17 protein-coding genes are annotated in these 17,558 nt (G+C 65.2%); 10 read left to right on the plus strand and 7 right to left on the minus strand.

Annotated features, from left to right (window positions below):
- Positions 1–212: 212 nt before the first annotated feature.
- Entirely contained in the window at positions 213–2,267 is a 2,055-nt protein-coding gene (locus tag CQW49_RS00020; RefSeq protein ID WP_003614456.1) for a M3 family metallopeptidase, read from the minus strand.
- Positions 2,268–2,417: 150 nt separating this feature from the next.
- Between CQW49_RS00020 and CQW49_RS00025 the strand changes: the two genes are divergently transcribed.
- The 3 genes from CQW49_RS00025 (at position 2,418) to ada (ending at position 4,416) form a co-directional block, all read left to right on the plus strand.
- Positions 2,418–3,104 (plus strand): flavin reductase family protein, encoded by a 687-nt coding sequence (locus CQW49_RS00025; protein WP_003614455.1) that lies wholly within the window; start codon positions 2,418–2,420, stop codon positions 3,102–3,104.
- 80 nt (positions 3,105–3,184) lie between these two features.
- Positions 3,185–3,307, plus strand: coding sequence for a hypothetical protein (locus CQW49_RS25990; protein WP_003614454.1), 123 nt, complete (start codon positions 3,185–3,187; stop codon positions 3,305–3,307).
- Positions 3,308–3,357: 50 nt separating this feature from the next.
- Positions 3,358–4,416, plus strand: a complete 1,059-nt coding sequence (gene ada / locus CQW49_RS00030; protein WP_003614453.1) for a bifunctional DNA-binding transcriptional regulator/O6-methylguanine-DNA methyltransferase Ada — start codon at positions 3,358–3,360, stop codon at positions 4,414–4,416.
- A gap of 17 nt (positions 4,417–4,433) precedes the next feature.
- Here ada and CQW49_RS00035 read toward each other — a convergent pair whose 3' ends face one another.
- Positions 4,434–4,694, minus strand: coding sequence for a hypothetical protein (locus tag CQW49_RS00035; RefSeq protein ID WP_003614452.1), 261 nt, complete (start codon positions 4,692–4,694; stop codon positions 4,434–4,436).
- A gap of 143 nt (positions 4,695–4,837) precedes the next feature.
- On the opposite strand from CQW49_RS00035, the gene CQW49_RS00040 reads away from it, so the two are divergent.
- The gene (locus CQW49_RS00040; RefSeq protein ID WP_003614449.1) at positions 4,838–5,236 is read left to right on the plus strand and encodes a YidH family protein; all 399 of its coding nucleotides are present in this window, start codon (positions 4,838–4,840) and stop codon (positions 5,234–5,236) included.
- A 261-nt stretch (positions 5,237–5,497) separates the two neighbouring features.
- Here CQW49_RS00040 and CQW49_RS00045 read toward each other — a convergent pair whose 3' ends face one another.
- Positions 5,498–6,403 carry a hypothetical protein gene (locus tag CQW49_RS00045; protein ID WP_003614448.1) on the minus strand — a complete coding sequence of 302 codons (906 nt, stop codon included), beginning with the start codon at positions 6,401–6,403 and terminating at the stop codon, positions 5,498–5,500.
- Between the two features lie 529 nt (positions 6,404–6,932).
- Here CQW49_RS00045 and petA point away from each other — a divergent pair.
- From petA to CQW49_RS00060, 3 genes are read left to right on the plus strand one after another with little or no spacing between them, the layout of a single operon-like run.
- On the plus strand, positions 6,933–7,451 hold the full coding sequence (gene petA / locus CQW49_RS00050; RefSeq protein ID WP_003614447.1) for a ubiquinol-cytochrome c reductase iron-sulfur subunit: 519 nt from the start codon (positions 6,933–6,935) through the stop codon (positions 7,449–7,451).
- A gap of 44 nt (positions 7,452–7,495) precedes the next feature.
- On the plus strand, positions 7,496–8,749 hold the full coding sequence (locus tag CQW49_RS00055) for a cytochrome b (protein WP_003614446.1): 1,254 nt from the start codon (positions 7,496–7,498) through the stop codon (positions 8,747–8,749).
- A 19-nt stretch (positions 8,750–8,768) separates the two neighbouring features.
- Positions 8,769–9,620, plus strand: a complete 852-nt coding sequence (locus CQW49_RS00060; RefSeq protein WP_024749425.1) for a cytochrome c1 — start codon at positions 8,769–8,771, stop codon at positions 9,618–9,620.
- 190 nt (positions 9,621–9,810) lie between these two features.
- On the opposite strand, the gene CQW49_RS00065 is transcribed toward CQW49_RS00060, so the two are convergent.
- Genes CQW49_RS00065 through egtB form a run of 3 tightly spaced genes read right to left on the minus strand, consistent with a single transcriptional unit; the run spans position 9,811 to position 12,347 of the window.
- Positions 9,811–10,056, minus strand: coding sequence for a FitA-like ribbon-helix-helix domain-containing protein (locus CQW49_RS00065; RefSeq protein ID WP_003614444.1), 246 nt, complete (start codon positions 10,054–10,056; stop codon positions 9,811–9,813).
- Positions 10,057–10,107: 51 nt separating this feature from the next.
- Entirely contained in the window at positions 10,108–11,055 is a 948-nt protein-coding gene (gene egtD / locus CQW49_RS00070; RefSeq protein WP_003614443.1) for an L-histidine N(alpha)-methyltransferase, read from the minus strand.
- Positions 11,055–12,347: an ergothioneine biosynthesis protein EgtB gene (gene egtB, locus CQW49_RS00075; RefSeq protein WP_003614442.1), complete on the minus strand. Its 1,293-nt coding sequence runs from the start codon at positions 12,345–12,347 to the stop codon at positions 11,055–11,057. Before egtB ends, egtD begins: the two co-directional genes overlap by 1 nt.
- A 176-nt stretch (positions 12,348–12,523) precedes the next feature.
- Between egtB and CQW49_RS00080 the strand changes: the two genes are divergently transcribed.
- On the plus strand, positions 12,524–12,778 hold the full coding sequence (locus tag CQW49_RS00080) for a phosphopantetheine-binding protein (RefSeq protein WP_003614441.1): 255 nt from the start codon (positions 12,524–12,526) through the stop codon (positions 12,776–12,778).
- Between the two features lie 41 nt (positions 12,779–12,819).
- Here the strand turns inward: CQW49_RS00080 and CQW49_RS00085 are convergent, their stop codons facing one another.
- Positions 12,820–13,569, minus strand: a complete 750-nt coding sequence (locus tag CQW49_RS00085; protein ID WP_003614440.1) for a L,D-transpeptidase — start codon at positions 13,567–13,569, stop codon at positions 12,820–12,822.
- Positions 13,570–13,794: 225 nt separating this feature from the next.
- Between CQW49_RS00085 and CQW49_RS00090 the strand changes: the two genes are divergently transcribed.
- A complete protein-coding gene (locus tag CQW49_RS00090; RefSeq protein WP_003614438.1) occupies positions 13,795–15,825 on the plus strand; it encodes an NAD(+) synthase in 2,031 nt (676 codons plus the stop codon).
- 643 nt (positions 15,826–16,468) lie between these two features.
- Positions 16,469–17,521 carry an acyltransferase family protein gene (locus CQW49_RS00100; RefSeq protein ID WP_003614437.1) on the plus strand — a complete coding sequence of 351 codons (1,053 nt, stop codon included), beginning with the start codon at positions 16,469–16,471 and terminating at the stop codon, positions 17,519–17,521.
- Positions 17,522–17,558: the final 37 nt, after the last annotated feature.

The following is a 17,558-nucleotide window of genomic DNA, read 5'->3' on the forward strand; positions in this document are numbered from 1 at the left end:
CGACGCGTCAGACCGGTCCTCGGACGGGGAGGGCCGCAGGCGCTATGCCTCGGCGGTCCCGTCTGGGCCGGCTGCGGACAGATCATCTGTCCCTTGGCGCGGATGCGAAGCCGCCGTCTAGGGGCTTCGCTTGGTTACAATTCGCATGAACGTCTTAACGAACGCCTAACCGATCGGAAACATTTTCCGCCTCTGGCAGGGTGGCGCGAGCTTCAGGCGTCGCGCGAAGCGCTGAAGCCGCGCTGCCGCAGCAGCGGCTCGACGCTCGGCATGCGTCCGCGAAAAGCGAGATAGGCGCTCGCGGGATCCTGGCGCCCGCCGGCGGCGTAGACATGCTCGCGCAGCTTGGCGGCGACCTGCGGCGCGAAGACGTCGCCGGTCTCGACGAACGCCTCGAATGCGTCGGCGTCGAGCGTCTCGGCCCAGAGATAGGAGTAATAGCCGGCCGAATAGCCGTCCCCGGCGAAGACATGGGTGAAATGCGGCGTGCGGTGCCGCATCACGATCTCCTGCGGCATGGAGATGCGCGCGAGGCTCTCGCGCTCGAAGACGCCGGCGTCGAAATCTCTGCCGGCGCCGCGCTCGTGCAAGTCGAGATCGACATAGGCCGAGGCGCAGAACTCGACGCTGGCGAAGCCCTGGTTGAAGTGCCGCGAACGGGCGATGCGCTCGAGCATGTCCTCCGGCATGGGCTCGCCGGTCGCGGCGTGGCGGGCGAACTCGCGTAGAATCTGCGGCTCGAGCAGCCAATGCTCATAGAGCTGCGAGGGCAATTCGACGAAATCGCGTGCGACGCTGGTGCCGGCGATGGAGGGATAGGTCACATCGGACAGCATGCCGTGCAGCGCATGGCCGAACTCGTGGAACAAAGTGCGGGCGTCATCGAGGCTGAGCAGCGTCGTCTCGCCCTCCGGCGCCTTGGCGAAATTCATCACATTGACGACGATCGGCCGCACATCGTCGTCGAGCCGCTCCTGGCCGCGGAACTCCGACATCCAGGCGCCGCCGCGCTTGGAGGGCCGCGCGAAATAATCGCCGAGGAACAGCGCCACATGCGCGCCGCCGGCGTCGCGGACGTCGAACACGCGCACGCTCGGATGATAGAGCTCGAGCCCGTGGACCTCGACGAAGCGCAGGCCGAACAGACGCTCCGCCACATGGAAGGCGGCGGCGATCATCGCATCCAGCGAGAAATAGGGGCGCAGCGCCGTCTGATCGAGGGCGTAGTGCTCCTCGCGCAGCCGCTCGGCGTAGAAGCGCCAGTCCCAGGCGGCGATGTCGAGATTGTCGCCCACGCGCTGGGCCAGCGCCTGCAGCTCGTCGCGCTCCGCCTTGGCGGCCGCGAGCGCCGGCTCCCAGACCCGGTCCAGGAGCTCGCGCACCGCCGCGGGCGTCTTGGCCATCGTGTCGTCGAGCTTATAGGCGGCGAAATTGTCGAAGCCGAGCAGCTTCGCCCGCTCCTCGCGCAAGCGCAGAATTTCGGCGATGACGGCGCGATTGTCGGTGTCGCCGCCCGATTCGCCGCGGCCGGCGAAAGCGCGGAAGGCGGCTTCGCGCAGATCGCGCCGCGTCGAGCTCTGCAGAAAGGTCTCGAGATTGGAGCGGGCCAGCGTCACGCCATATTTGCCCGGCGCGCCGCGCTCACGCGCGACCTCCGCCGCCGCCGCGCGAAAATCCTCCGAGAGGCCGTCGAGGTCGCTCTTCTCGAGCAGCAGCACATAAGCGGCCTCGTCGGCGAGGACGTTCTGCGCGAATGTCGTGGTGAGATTGGCGAGGCGCTCGCTGATCGCCGTCATCCGCGCGCGCGCCGATTCGTCGAGCCGGGCGCCCGCGCGCAGGAAGCGCGTATGAATGAGCTCCAGCACGCGCGCCTGCTCGGGCGAGAGGGCGAGCGATTCGCGTCTCGAAAACAGCGCGTCGACGCGCGCGAACAAAGCGGCGTTCAGCAGGATTTCGGTCTCGTGGCGGGCGAGAGCGCCGGACGCCTCGCGCTCCACAGCCTGCAGCTCGGGGGTCGAATCGGTGGCGGCGAGATTCCAGAATACGGCGCCGACATCGCGCAGCCGTCGGCCGGATCGCTCGAGCGCGGCGATCGTATTGTCGAAATCGGGCGTTCGCGGATCGGTTGCGATGCGCTCGATCTCGGCGCTGTTCTCGGCCATGGCCGCCTCGAAGGCGGGACGGAAATGGGCGCTGTCGATCGCGCCGAAAGCAGGCAGGCCGAAAGGCGCGACTGTCGCGTCGAGCAACGGATTGGCGGTGGTCATGCGGTTCCCTCGATCGTCGCTGCGCAACATATCGAGGAAGCAAGCGGCGCGCCAGCGAAGCTGTTCTGATTTGAAAGCAAGAATCGGAGTGCGCCGACATACGCGACGGGCGAAGCTGCGCGCGATCCAGCAACACCGGGGATGAGCCTGATGAGCGTAGAACATATCAGAACGGAGCCGTCGATTCTCTATTTCGGAACTCCGGTGGTCCTGATCAGCACGGTGAATGCAGAGGGCGGAGACAATATCGCGCCGATGTCCTCCGCCTTCTGGCTCGGCTGGCGATGCGTGATCGGGCTCGACGCTTCGTCGAAAACGACGGAGAATCTCCTCCGCGCTGGCGAATGTGTGTTGAATTTGCCTTCCGTCGACGAGGTCGCGGCGGTCGACCGGCTGGCGCGCACCACCGGCTCTTCGCCGGTTCCGGACGCCAAGCTGGCGCGGGGGTATCGCCATGAGCCGAGAAAATTCGAGATCGCCGGGCTCACCCGGACGCCGTCCGAAATCGTCTCGGCGCCGCGCATCCTGGAGTGCCCAGTGCAGATGGAGGCGGCCGTCGCGGCGAGCCACGGCCTCGGCGACGATGGTCCGCGCAAAGGCCCGTTCCGCGCGTTCGAGCTTCGCATTCTGCGCGTGCATATACGGCCGGACATTCTCATGGACGGCCACGCGAACCGGATCGATCCCGACAGATGGCGTCCGCTGATCATGAGCTTTCAGAGATTTTACGGCCTCGCCGTCGGCGAGGTCCACGCCTCGCGCCTCGGGGAAATTTCCGAGGAGCTCTATCGAAGCCTCGCCGGCGAACGGGCGTCGTCGACCGCCGGGATTTTCTGAGGTCGGCTCCTCGCCAGTCGTTTTCCGCGCATGCGAGGGAGAGGGCGCGATGTCGGCAGGAAAGGCTATGGATCCGCAGAATGGAGCATGCTCGTAGCGCTGTCCATTCGGTGGAGGGAACATTTCTTTTCATCGGCGTCGCCGTGACGGCGCTGCCGCCGTTCACGATCGTGGCGCTGCGGGTCGGGCTGGCGGCGCTATGATCATTGCCTGCGGCCGCGTCAGCCTGCATCGCAGAGGAGTAGAGGTTCTCATGCCTGTAGACGCCGCGCGGATCGTGAATGAGTGTCACTGGGCGAGCGTCGTCGATCGTGACGCTGCGGCGGATGGCGGCTTCGTCTATGCGGTGATGACGACCGGCGTCTATTGCCGGCCGTCCTGCGCGGCGCGGCGGCCGAATCGCGCCAATGTGCGCTTTTACGCCTCCGGCGCCGAGGCCGAGGCGGCCGGTTTTCGACCCTGCCAGCGCTGCCGTCCGAACGATGCGCCCCTCGAGGCGCGGCAGGCGGCGCTGATCGAGCGCGCCTGCCGGCTCATCGAGGCGGCGCAGACGGCCCCGTCGCTCGACGCGCTGGCGCGCAGCGTCGGCCTCGGCCCTTCGCATTTTCATCGGCTGTTCAAAGCGCTCACCGGCGTGACTCCGAAGGCTTATGCGCTCGCTCACCGGCGCGCGCGCCTCCGGGACCGGCTGTCGGCGAGCCGATCCGTCACCGAAGCCATCTATGACGCGGGCTTCAATTCCAGTGGGCGCTTCTATGCGGAGGCGCCGCACGCGCTCGGCATGACGCCGAGCGCCTTTCGACTCGGCGGCGTCGACGCCGAGATCCGATTCGCGGTCGGCGACTGTTCCTTCGGCTGCATATTGGTCGCGGCGAGCGCGAAGGGCGTCTGCGCCGTGTTCCTGAGCGATCAGCGGGACGCTCTCGTTCGGGCTCTGCAGGACCGTTTTCCTCGTGCGACTCTACTCGGCGGCGATCCTGGATTCGAACGCCTGGCGGCGCAGGTCGTCGCCTTCGTCGAACAGCCGGAAATCGGCATGGACCTGCCGCTCGACATTCGCGGAACCGCGTTCCAGCATCGCGTGTGGACGGCGTTGCGCGCCATTCCGTTCGGCGCCACGATCAGCTATGCCGAACTCGCGCGACGCATCGGCGCGCCGAAGGCCGCTCGCGCCGTCGCGGCCGCCTGCGCGGCCAATAAGATCGCCGTGGCGATTCCCTGCCACCGCGTCCTGCGCAGCGATGGCGAGCTGTCCGGCTATCGCTGGGGCGCGGAACGCAAGCGCAAGCTCCTCGAGCGAGAAAAAAAGTGACCCGGTGCGGCGGCGGACTAGCGCTCCCGCGGCGCGACGATCCCGCCGACGACGCTCGGCCGCGCATCCTCCGTCGCCGTCAGCGCCGAGCAGGCCGAGGCGGCGTTGTCCCAGCTGCAGACGGTCGCGCCCGAAATCTCGCGGCAGGCGCAGCGGAAGAGCACGCCGGCGACGCACAGGGATTTGCCGGTGTCGTCGTCCTGGCGGCAGCTCGGCTCGGCCGCGGCGGTCGTCGCCGGCGCGGCCAGGATCAGAATGGCGGCAATAATTTTTTTCATGTCTCGCGCCCCGGCGCTGCGCTCGCCGTGAAGACGAGCCCTCGGGCGCGCATATAAGGCGAGATGCGTCGCGGTCGATCCTGCGCGGAGGGGCATGCTTCGCGGGGAAAGAATGCGAAAAATTCGCCGGAAGGGGAGCCGAGATGATTCGCGACTACACGGATCACGCCGCCAATGAACGAACCTATCTCGCCTGGGTGCGCACCGGCATAGCGGTGATGGCGCTCGGCTTCGTGATCGAGAAATTCAATCTATTCGTGTTGACGATCGGCGGCTCCATCATTCTCGAGGGCGCCGCCGGCGCGCTCGTCGAGCGCAGGCTGGAGCGCCTCTCAGGGCCGCTCGCGCGCGATGGCGGCGGCGTGCTGGTGCTCGGCGGCATCGGGCTCATCGCCATCGCCACTTGGCGCTTCATCCATACGCGACGCCTGCTCGACGACGAGCAGACTCACAAAGCGAGCGTCGGGCGGATCGAGCTGATCGCTCTCGCGGCTCTGCTTCTCGTCGTCGCCGGCTTCGGCGCCTTTCTGGCGATGGGCTGAGGGTCAGAGCGCTTCCCGATCGACCAAATCGGTTCGGATAAGGCTCTCGTTCGACTGTTTCACAACAAACCCGCGACCATCGGGGGCATCATTGCGAGGAGCGAAGCGGCGAAGCAATCGAGAGCCGCCGCGAAATGTCGGAAGACGCCGCCTCACGGCTGAAGGATTGCTTCGCTTCGCTCGCAATGACGAGCCCCATTTCGTTGGGACGCGTCAAAAGATTTTTCTATCGGGCATTTGCGATTATGTGACGCCGTCGAGCTAGAAGCCGTGCGTGCCCGTCGCCGCGGGGCGCTCCTCCTCGAAGGATTGCTCCTCCTCGAAGGAACGCTCGGGCTCGGCCGGCTGCTCCGCGGTGAGGCGCGGGGCGGGGGAGGGCGGGGCGAGCCGCGCCTCGGAGCGACGGAACTCCTCGTAACCGTCATAGATGGATGCGAGAAGAGCGTTGAGCTCCGACCGCGACAGACGGGTCTTGTGCATCAAAGCGCCGACGAGGCGCTCGAGCTCGCCGCTCAAATGGCGAAGCCGCATCGCCGCGACCTGATGCAGCTGGTCCAAGATCGATTCGTGCAGCTCACGCTTCTCCGACGCGCCGAGCGAGGCGGTGTAATGCGACTTGTGCATGAAAGATTCGGCGAGGCGCTGCGCGGTGACGAGATTATTGCGGTCGATCGCATCGTCATAGGGCGGCCCCATGAACAGGGTCTCGGCGATTCGCGGCGCCAGCGCGCGCATCGCATGCAGGGCGTCGAGATCGGACGGCGAGCCGGGATCATTGATGAAATGGGTGACGCCCTTCTCGGTCTCGAAGCGCACGTCGGCGCGCCACAGCTCGGAGCCGGCGCTGCCCGGCAGGCGATGCAGCGCGACGCTCTCGGTGCGCATGCCGCCGGTCGCCGAGATCAGCATGATGCCGGCCGCGCGCACGGCGGTGCGGCGGCGCCCGGAGGTGTCGGGCTCGGCGGGCGTGAGGCGCTTCTCGACCGCCCGCATCATGGCCCGCGCCGCTTTTTCCGCGCGGGCGCGCTCTTCGGCGGCGCGCTGCAGCTCGCGCCTCTCGGCGAGCTCGCGCTCGCGGCGCGCGATCATCTCGCGGTCGACGTCGGCCGCGCTATCGGCCTTGGACGGTTTGAGCTTGCGCCTCGTATGAGCGATGTAGCTGCCCATGGCGGTTTCTCCGCTTCGCGCGTTTTCGGTCTCTCGCCGCCTGCCGAGGCGGGTGGCGGGCCATGACGCGAACGCTAGCGCCGACGGCTCCCGGCCCGCGATTGTGGAAATTGCGCAGAGCGTCGCAGTGGGGTGACCAAGCTGCTGTTTTCATGGGCGCCCGGCGCCTAGGAAGCCGGACAATCGCGCCGAGATTGCGGACGCGTTCCGCGGCGTGTCGTCGCAGCGCGAGGCCGTGTTTTCATTTCGACCGGCCGGCGACGCGAGGGGCGGGACAGCCGCGCATCGCTGGCGATTCCTGCGGTTGACAAAATTTCCCGGGAGCCGTTTGTGGACAAGCGTCGTGATCCACGCCAGTGATCGCGACTGCCGCCGGAGCCCTTGGAGCCCCTGCGCCCGCAGTCGAGGGCAGACTGCTCGAGGAACAGGCGCGCAACGCGCGAATAGACTTGTATCTATTGGCGCTTCCGAGACGTCAGCGTCCCCGTGAGCAGTCGCCGGGGTCGAACTCGCGAGAGAGGTTGTTGAAGTGAGCAATGCGACAAAGGCGGAGCCGCACCGCCGGGACATCTTGTTCCTCGCCACCGGCGCGGGCGCGGCGGTCGCCGCCGGCGCAGCGGTCTGGCCGCTGATCGCGCAGATGAATCCCGACGCATCCACTCTGGCGCTGGCGTCGACCGAGCTCGACATCTCCGCCATCGCGCTCGGGCAGATCGTGACCGTCAAATGGCGCGGCAAGCCCGTCTTCGTGCGCCGCCGCACCAAGCAGGAGATCGAGGCGGCGCAGAATGTGAATCTCGCCGAGCTGCCGGATCCGCAGCCCGATTCGGCGCGCGTGCAGAAGCCCGAATGGCTCGTCGTCGTCGGTGTCTGCACGCATCTCGGCTGCATTCCCACCGGCCATGAAGGCGAGTTCAACGGCTGGTTCTGCCCCTGCCACGGCTCGACCTACGACACTTCGGGGCGCATCCGCAGCGGTCCCGCCCCCAGCAATCTCGAAGTGCCGCAATACGCTTTCCTCACCGACACGAAGATCAAGATCGGCTGAGCGGCGCGCGGTCCCGTCCCTGCAGACTTAACGAGACGACCCTCATGAGTGGACATTCGACTTACAAGCCGAAGAGCGGCTTTGCGCGCTGGCTGGAGCGGCGCCTGCCGATTCTCGGCTTCATCCACGAGTCCTTCGTCGCCTATCCGGTGCCGAAGAATCTCAACTATCTCTGGACCTTCGGCGCGATCCTGTCGTTCATGCTCATCGCCCAGATCGTGACCGGCGTGGTGCTGACCATGCATTACACGCCGGAGACGACGCTGGCCTTCGATTCGGTCGAGCACATCATGCGCGACGTGAATTGGGGCTGGGCGCTGCGCTATGCGCACGCCAACGGCGCCTCGATGTTCTTCCTCGCAGTCTATATCCACATCTTCCGTGGCATGTATTACGGCTCCTACAAGGAGCCGCGCGAGGTCTTGTGGATCCTCGGCGTCGTGATCTTCATGCTGATGATGGCGACCGGATTTCTGGGCTATGTGCTGCCCTGGGGACAGATGTCCTTCTGGGCGGCGACGGTCATCACCAATCTCTTCACCGCCATTCCCGTGGTCGGCAACGCTATCACCACTTGGCTGCTCGGCGGCTATTCGGTCGACAACGCCACGCTGAACCGCTTCTTCGCGCTGCATTACCTGTTGCCCTTCGTCATCGTCGCGGTGGTCGGGCTGCATGTCTGGGCTCTGCATGTCACCGGGCAGAACAACCCGACCGGCGTCGAGGTGAAGGACGTCGAGAAGGAGACCTTGCCCTTCACGCCCTATGCGACGATGAAGGATATGGTCGGCGTGGCGATCTTCTTCGCGCTCTACGCCTGGCTCACCTTCTTCGTGCCGAATTACACGGGCCATCCCGACAATTACATCGAGGCCAATCCGCTGGTGACGCCGCCGCATATCGTGCCGGAATGGTATTTCCTGCCCTTCTACGCGATCCTGCGCGCGATCCCGAGCAAGCTCGTCGGCGTCATCGCGCTCTTCGGCTCGATCCTGATCGTCGCGGCGCTGCCCTGGCTCGACACGTCGAAAGTGCGCTCCGGCGTCTATCGGCCGACGTTCAAGAAGTTTTTCTGGGCCTTCGTCGCGGTGTCGGTCGGTCTCGGCTATCTCGGCGCGCAGCCGGCGGAAGGCGTCTATCTGCTCGCGGCGCGCATTCTGACCGTCTGCTACTTCCTCTACTTCATCGTGGTGCTGCCGCTGCTCGGCAAATTCGAGAAGACCTTGCCGGCGCCCGAGTCGATCGCGGCGTCGATGGCCAATGGCGTCGCTCGATCCGGGGAGGGCGTTAATGCGTGACGCGCGCGGGAATTCGACCATGATCGTATCGATGATTCGCCGGTCGGCCTTCGGCCTTTCGATGAGCCTCGTGCTCGGCGCGTCGCTGCCCGCGCTCGCGTCGGACGCGCATTCGCAGCCCAAGCCGCCACTCCAGCAATGGAGCTTCGCCGGCGCGTTCGGCCGCTATGACGCCGCGCAATTGAAGCGCGGCTTCAAGGTCTACAAGGAGGTCTGCTCCAGCTGCCACTCGATCCATCGGCTCGCCTTCCGCAATCTCGCCGAGAAGGGCGGACCGGAGTTTTCCGAGGCCGAGGCGAAGGCGCTCGCCGAGAGCTACAAGATCAAGGACGGCCCCAACGACACGGGCGAATATTTCGAGCGTCCGGGACGGCTCAGCGATCATCTTCCGCCGCCTTTCCCCAATGAGCAGGCGGCGCGGGCGGCCTTCAGCGGCGCCTATCCGCCGGATATGTCGGTGCTGGCCAAGGCGCGCGGCTTTTCGCGCGGCTTTCCGCAGTTCCTCGCCGACGCTCTGCCGGGCTTCTCCTATCAGGAGCACGGCGTCGACTATATCGTCGCGCTGCTGAACGGCTATGAGGACGCGCCGGGGGGAGTCGAGCTGCCGGCCGGACAATATTACAACGCCTATATGCCCGGCCATCGCATCGGCATGCCGCCGCCGCTCTCCGACGGCGCCGTGACCTATGACGACGGCGCGCCGCAGACGCTCGACCAGTATTCCAAGGACGTGAGCGCCTTTCTGATGTGGACGGCCGAGCCGCATCTCGACGCCCGCAAGGAGATCGGCCTGCGCGTCGTGCTGTTCCTGATCGTGCTGTCGACCTTGGTGTATTTCACCAAGCGGAAGATTTGGGAGAAGGCGCACTGATAACGCCGCGAGCGCATCCGTCCTTCACGTGAAGGCGGATGCGCTCTGTGACCGTGAGCCAACGGAAGCAAGGGCCGTCATTGCGAGCGGAGCGAAGCAATCTAGAGCAGCGGGGCGGCCTCTTTGTTGGCTCGTGGCTTCGCTCCTCGCAATGACCTGCCCCGTTGCGGCTTCTCGTGATGTAGTAGAATTAGGCCGGTCGAGCGAGTGAGCCGCGCAGCTCTAGCGCCGCCGCTTCTTCGTCTGTGAAGCCGATCGCCGTGAATTGCGCGGCGATGCGGGACGCCCAGCCGACGTCTCCGCACTCGGAGGTTTCGACCGCCGCTTCGTGGATGCGCCGCGCTTCCTCTTCCATGTTGCGCCCATTCTGTCGAGCGCGGCGTTGAAGCGCGAGCTCGACATGGTCGGCGAGATCGCGAACGAGCAGCTGAGCCAAGCCGAGAACACTCCTGATATCGACGATGTCATAGAGAGGGGCGTCCTCCCGTCAAGCCGACAGCAGCTCGTGGACGCTGAACAGCGCCGCCTCGTCGGTCCACACCCGCCGCGGCGACCAGCCGGCGGCGCGGGCCGTCGCACGGAACTCGTCGACGGCGTATTTGTAGGAGTTTTCCGTGTGGATGGCCTCGCCGCGGCGAAAGCCGAAGGCCCGGCCGGCGGCCTCGGCCTGCTGCCATCGGCGGCTCACGAGGCGCATCTCGATCCGCCCCTCGGCCGCGTCATAGATCGCCTGATGGCCAAAGCCGTCGAGATCGAAGCCGCCGCCGAGCTCGCGATTGATGCGCGCCAGCAGATTGAGGTTGAAGGCGGCGGTGACGCCGCGCGGATCATTATAGGCGGCGAGCAGCCGCGCCGGGTCCTTCTTCAGATCGACGCCGATGACGAGCCGGCCGCCCGGTCCGAGCGCCCGCCGGATCGCGGCGAGCAGAAGGCTGGCCTCGGCCGGCGTGAAATTGCCGATCGTCGATCCCGGGAAGAAGCCGACGACGCGCCCGCGGGCGATCTCGCGCGGCAAAGCGAAAGACGCGGAGAAATCGGCGACGATCGGCAGCACGCGCAGATCGGGAAAGCGGCGCGCCAGACGCGCGCGCGCCTCCTCCAGCGCGGCGGCGCAAATATCGATCGGCGCGTAAGCGGCGAGTCCGTCGCCGCGCTCCAGCAGGATCTCGGTCTTGCGGCAGGAGCCCGAGCCGAACTCGACCAGCGTCGTCTCTTCCCCAGCGCCGTCGAGGATCTCCGCCGCATGGGCCTCGAGAATCGCGGTCTCGGCGCGCGTCGGATAATAATCGGGCAGGCGCGTGATCTCGTCGAACAGGCTGCTGCCCTCCGCGTCATAGAAATAGCGGCAGGAGAGTCGCTTGCTCGGCCGGGACAGGCCGTCGAGCACATCGGCGGCGAAGCCTTCTGGCCAAGTGCTGGCGAAAGCGTTTTCCATCAGCGCGGCTCCGCGGCGAGGCGCAGGCCGGAACATTGCCAGCGCTGGCGAGCGTAGAGGAAATTGCGATAGCTCGGCCGAACATGGCCGGCCGGCGTGAGGCAGGAGCCGCCGCGCAGCACATGCTGGTCGCACATGAATTTGGCGTTGTACTCGCCGATCGCGCCGGGCGGCGGACGGTAGCCGGGATAGGGGAGATGGGCGCTCGCCGTCCATTCCCACACATCGCCGAACATCTGCCGCGGGCGGCGGCGGAAGGGCGCGGCCGGCGCCTGCGGGCGCAGCGCCCCGCTGGCGAGCAGATTGCCGGCGACAGGCGCCGAGGCCGCCGCCAATTCCCATTCATATTCGGTCGGCAGGCGCTTGCCGGCCCAGCGGGCGAAGGCGTCGGCCTCATAGAAGCTGATATGCGCGACCGGCGCGTCGGGCGCGGGCGGGGCGAGGCCTTCGAGCGTCATCGCCAGCCATTCGCCGTCTCTCCGCTCCCAATAGGCTGGCGCGCGCCACTCCTCGCTCCGCGCCCGATCCCATCCGTCGGAGAGCCAGAGGGTCGCGGTCTCATAGCCGCCGTCGGCAATGAATTCGAGCCATTCGGCATTGGCCACCGGCCGGTCGGCGAGGGCGAAGGGCGCGACCAGCGCCTCATGGCGCGGCGTTTCATTGTCGTAGCAGAAGCCCGGGCCGCCATGGCCGATCGGCGTGACGCCGCCGGCGAAGGCGAGCCAGAGCAGCGGCTCCGGCGCGCCGCCGGCGAGGCGCGGCCGCGCGGGGCGATAGGCGGGCCGCAGCGGATTGGCGGCGAAGAGCGCCAGAATGTCGGTGAGCAGCAGCTCTTGATGCTGCTGCTCGTGGTGCAGTCCGAGCTCGATGCGGCGTGTCGCCTCCTCGTCCGCCCCTTGCTCCAAGAGCCTCGCGACGGCGTCGTCCACATGGCGGCGAAAGGCCAGCACGCGGTCGAGCGTCGGGCGCGTCAGCAGGCCGCGCTTCGGCCGCGGCTGACGCGGTCCCGCAGCCTCGTAATAGGAGTTGAAGCAAAAGCCGAAGGCCGGATCGAAGAGGCGATAGCCGGGAAGAAAGGGCGAAAGGACGAAGGTTTCGAAAAACCAGCTGGTGTGGGCGAGATGCCATTTGGTCGGGCTCGCCTCGTCGATCGCCTGGGCGACCATGTCCTCCGGCCCGAGCGGCCAGGAGAGCTCCAGCGTCAGGTCGCGCGTCGCGGCGTAGCGCGCGAGTAGGTCGTCCTCTTCGGGCCGCGCTCGAGGCGTCGGCGGAGCGGGAGCCGGTTCGGCCATGGCGGTCCCTTAAAAAAAGCGACGGCCCGGGCGCCGTCGTCGAGGGCGCATATAGGCGGGCGCTGCGCCGCGGCAATCCGCATGTGCGGCGGCGCACAGAAGGCGGGAGCGCTCCCGGCTAGGGTTTCAACGCTCGCCGATGCGGGCAGGGACCAGGGATTTGGGGAGCCGCCGTCATGATCGAGACCATCTGCAGCGCCATCGAGGACAAGGGCCATCTCAGCGTCGCGAGCCTCGCGCTCGACGCCGATCTCTACGCCGCCGGGCTGTCGCCCTTCGCGGCCATTCAGGTGATGCTGGAGCTCGAGCGCCGGCTCGATGTCGAATTCCCGAAGTCGATGCTGAACCGCCGTAGCATGGCGACCATCGGCATGATCGCTTCGCTGCTCGGCGCGCTGCAGGCCGACGCCGGCCGGCTGCAGGCCGCGTGATGGCGGCGGCGTGAAGCGACCCAGAAGGCGCGCATTCTTTCCTACCGCACCACGACGCGCGCGCCCTTGGCGACGCGCTGATAGAGATCGATCACATCGGCGTTGAGCATGCGAATGCATCCCGAGGACACCGCATGGCCGATGCTCTGCGGCTCATTGGTGCCATGGATGCGGAACAGAGTGTCCTTATTGCCCTGAAAGAGATAGAGCGCCCGCGCTCCCAGCGGATTCTCGAGCCCACCGTCCATATGCGGCGGCAGATCGGGACGGCGCTCCAGCATTTCCGGCGGCGGCGTCCAGCCGGGCCAGAAGGCCTTGCGGCCGATCTGCGCCTCGCCCTTCCAGGCGAAGCCGGTGCGGCCGACGCCGATCGCATATTCCACCGCGCGCCCGTCCTCGAGCGACAGCAGCAGCCGCCGCGCGCGCGTGTCGATGGTCAGAGTGCCCGGCGCCTCGCCGGTGCGATCGTCGACGAAGCGGCGCCGTGTCTGGCGCATATTGATCTGATCGTCATAATCGACGGGAGTCGAATAATTGGGATCGGCGTCCGGCGGCAGGGCCGCGACCTTCGCGCCGTTCTCACCTGCGGCGCCGGAGCGGCCGGGGCGGCGTTCGCGCTCGTCCTCGCGCCCGGGATCGCGGCGGCGCTGTGGCGCCACATCCTCGCGGTCGTCGTCCCAGGGGTCATAGTAGCTACGCCGATCGTCGGGCCAGAAAGACTGAGCGAGAGCCGGAGCTGCGGTCAGCGCCAGAGCGGCGAGGCCGAGAACGAGAGGACGACGCAACGACATATTCTCCCCCGATCGAAGACGGTTTCCTTCTTCTACGACGAAGGCGGCGAAAAACGGACAGCCGCGCCGAAGCAGTGCGCGCGTCTTCTGCCGATTTGGCAGGGGTGAAAGAGCGAGCCCGAAGGCTCGCGGTCCAAGCGCGGCCCTGGACCGTGAGCCTTCAGGCTCGCTCTTTGCGCGACCGCTCGTCTTCTGCCGCCGCCGCCGCCGGCCTATAATCTCCTCATGACTCACCCGTTCTTCTCGCTCCATAGTCATGGCTTCGTCCGCGTCGCGGTCGGCGGACCGCGCACGCGCGTCGCCGATCCGGCCTTCAATGTCGCGCGCACGATAGAGATGGCGCGCGAGGCCGACGCCCGCGGCGCGTCCATCGTGCTGTTTCCCGAGCTCGGGATCAGCTCTTATGCGATCGACGATCTTTTGCATCAGGACGCGCTGCTCGCCGCCGTCGAGGCCGCGCTCGGCGAGCTCCTCGAGGCGAGCCGCGCGCTGCATCCGATCCTCGCGGTCGGCGCGCCATTGCGCTGGCGCTCGCGTCTCTATAATTGCGCCGTGCTCGCGCGGCGCGGCGAGATTCTCGCGGTCACGCCCAAAGTCTATCTGCCCAATTATCGCGAATTCTACGAGAAGCGCCATTTCGCCTCCGGCGCTTCCATCGCCGGCGAGGAGATCGACATCGCCGGGCGCCTCGCGCCCTTCGGCTCCGACGTGCTGCTGGAGGCGCGCGATTTCGCCGGCCTCGTCATCCATGCGGAGATTTGCGAGGATGTGTGGGTTCCGATCCCGCCTTCGACCCGCGCCGCGCTCGCCGGCGCGACCGTGCTGCTCAATCTCTCGGCCAGCGACGCCATCGTCGGAAAATCCGATTATCGCGCGAGCCTTTGCGCCGGTCATTCGGCGCGCTGCCTTTCCGCTTATCTCTATTCGGCGGCGGGGCAGGGGGAATCGACCACCGATCTCTCCTGGGACGGCGAGGCGATGATCTATGAGAATGGCGCGCGGCTCGCGTCGGCCGAGCGCTTCGCCGAAACGCCGCAGCTCATCTTCGCCGATCTCGACATCGGCCGGCTCGAGGCCGAGCGCATGCGCCAGGGCAGCTTCGGCGATTGCGCCGATGTCGAAGCCGCGACGCGCTTTCGCCGCGTGCTCTTCGATCTCGAGGCGCCGCGCGACAAGAATCTCGGCCTGCTGCGTGAGGTGGCGCGCTTTCCCTTCGTGCCCGACGATGAGGCGCGGCTCGCCGAGCTCTGCTTCGAAGCCTTCAATATTCAGTCGCACGGCCTGCGCCAGCGCCTGCAGGCGGCGAAGATCGACCGCATCGTCATCGGGGTCTCGGGCGGGCTCGATTCCACTCATGCGCTGCTCGTCGCCGTCGCCGCCTTCGACGCGCTCGGCCTGCCGCGCACGAACATTCTCGCCTATACTCTGCCGGCCTTCGCCACCACGGATCGCACCAAGGCCAACGCCTGGCGGCTGATGCGCGCGCTCGGCGTCAGCGCCGAAGAGATCGACGTCGGCCCCGCCTGCCGGCAGATGCTGGACGATATCGGCCATCCCGCGGCGCGGGGCGAAGCGCTCTATGATGTGACCTATGAGAATGTGCAAGCCGGCGCGCGCACTTCGCTGCTGTTCCGTCTCGCCAATCGTCACGACGCCATCGTGCTCGGCACCGGCGATCTCTCCGAGATCGCGCTCGGCTGGTGCACCTATGGCGTCGGCGATCAGATGTCGCATTACAATGTCAACGCCTCGGTGCCGAAGACGCTGATCCAGCATCTCATTCGCTGGTGTGCGCGCGACGCGCATTTCGGCGCCGCGACGGCGCCGGTGCTGCGCGATATTCTCGACACCGAAATTTCACCGGAACTGGTGCCCGGCGAGACGACGCAGCGCACCGAGGATGTCGTCGGGCCTTACGCGCTGCAGGATTTTAATTTGTTCTATACGACGCGCTACGGCTTCACGCCCTCGAAGACGGCCTTCCTCGCCTTTCACGCTTGGAGCGACGCCGCCGCCGGCCACTGGCCGAGCGATATTCCGCAGGACAAGCGTCGCGCCTATGATCTCGACGCGATCAAACATTGGCTCGGCGTGTTCGCGCGGCGCTTCTTCGCGACCAGCCAGTTCAAGCGCAGCGCTCTGCCCAATGGTCCGAAGGTCAGCTCCGGCGGCTCGCTATCCCCACGCGGCGACTGGCGCGCCCCGAGCGACGCGAGCGCGAATGCGTGGCTCGCGGATTTGGAGGAGATTCCGTAGCGAACTGCGGTCCGTTGCGATCGAATAAGCATAGCTCTTCCTTCGAGGGAAGCTGCACGACCAGCTCTAATACCCCGAAGGCGTAGCTTGCGGGCGGCGGCGCATCGAGCAGCGCCAGGGCTCGGCGGTCCGTCGCTTCGCCGTATTTGCACTCGGCGCCGCGCTTGCCGACCTCGGAAAAGCCGGCGAGCCGCTCCTTCGCGTAACGCACGCGCCACTTCGACGCCGTGCCGGTCGTGCAGCCGAGGTCCGTCCGATCGGCCGTATCGCCGAGTCATCGGCAGCCTCACAAATCAGCGATAGTGGGTACTAGTCTAGAGCGTGTCCGATCGAACGGAATCGTTCGATCGGCCAGAATTCGCTCACACGTAAGAATGCTGGAGCCTTATCCGATCCAATCGGATCGGATAAGGCTCCAGCGATCCGTTGCTCCGGAAGGAGCGGCCGATACGAATTGCTTCGTCCGCCACGTCGCTTTAAGACGCATTCGGATCTCGTCACATTTTCGCTGGCTAAACTAGCCTCTTTTCATGGCGCGGCTGCTCCTTGGGATTCGTAGCAGATTACGGAAGTCAAAACGCAAAGCGACCTCTTCCGTGGTGGCTCGGTTAGCAGCTCGTCGGTAACCTATGGAAACGCGAGCATGGGCTTCTACCGACTTTTTTTGGCATACCTCGTCGTTTATAGCCATGCAGGCACTAACGTTTATGGCTTTAATTTGGGAGTTGTCGCTGTCGTGTCTTTTTTATTATTAAGTGGATTTGTAATGAGTGCGTTGATTAGAAAATATTATATGTCATTGAGCTCGATTGGTTATTTTTATCTGGACAGGTTTGCTCGCATCGCGCCGCAGTTTTATTTGTATGCACTATTAACTCTGATCGGAGCGGTTGCGTTCGAGCTTCGGCATCCTTGGATGAAGTTCGCGCCATCTACGAGTCGGGCTGTCGTGCAATTCTCAATTATTCCGCTGAATATATACCCGCACGCTGATAAACTCGTGCCGCAGGCGTGGTCATTAGGTTTAGAAGCTACGTTCTACCTGATTTTTCCATTTATCCTACTGTTGCGTTTGCGGCTGCTGACAGCGGCGGTTTCGTTTGCGATATTTCTGCTCGCATATACGACGGTCTTGAACTTTGACAGATGGGGCTATCGATTGCTGCCAGGGACAATGTTTATTTTCATTTGTGGTAGTTGGATTGAGAAATCAGAAAACAAATATATTAATTGCATTCCGGCTTTTATCGCAATTATTGCGGCAATATTGCTTTTTATATCTTACTATTATTCTGCGATCGCGCTCGATAACGATTATCTGGAAACGATAAGGCGCTCTACATTGCTTGGTGTTGTCATCGGGATTCCGGCTGTCTATATCTTGAAATATATAGACTATAGCTCAAGGTTTGAGAGCGTCGCAGGCGATTTGAGTTATGGTGTTTTCTTAAATCACATATTAATTATTGGTATAATTCTAACATATTCGCCTTTGAATTCAGATGATTTCAAATGTTTTTCTGGTATATTGCTGATAGGCTGCGTTTTCATGGCATCGACAGTATTGAGCTACGCGAGCTATAAACTCGTCGAAAGGCCGGCCCTGACGTCGAGACGAAAATTACGTGTGTCTAACTCTGGGCGCGCGGGAACCGCTCGGGCGGTCTCCGCCATCGAACGCTCCGGGGTGGCGTAGTCCTCGCCGACGCCGCATGGCGCGTCGGCGAGGACAT

The organism is Methylosinus trichosporium OB3b, assembly GCF_002752655.1.
GTDB lineage: Bacteria > Pseudomonadota > Alphaproteobacteria > Rhizobiales > Beijerinckiaceae > Methylosinus > Methylosinus trichosporium.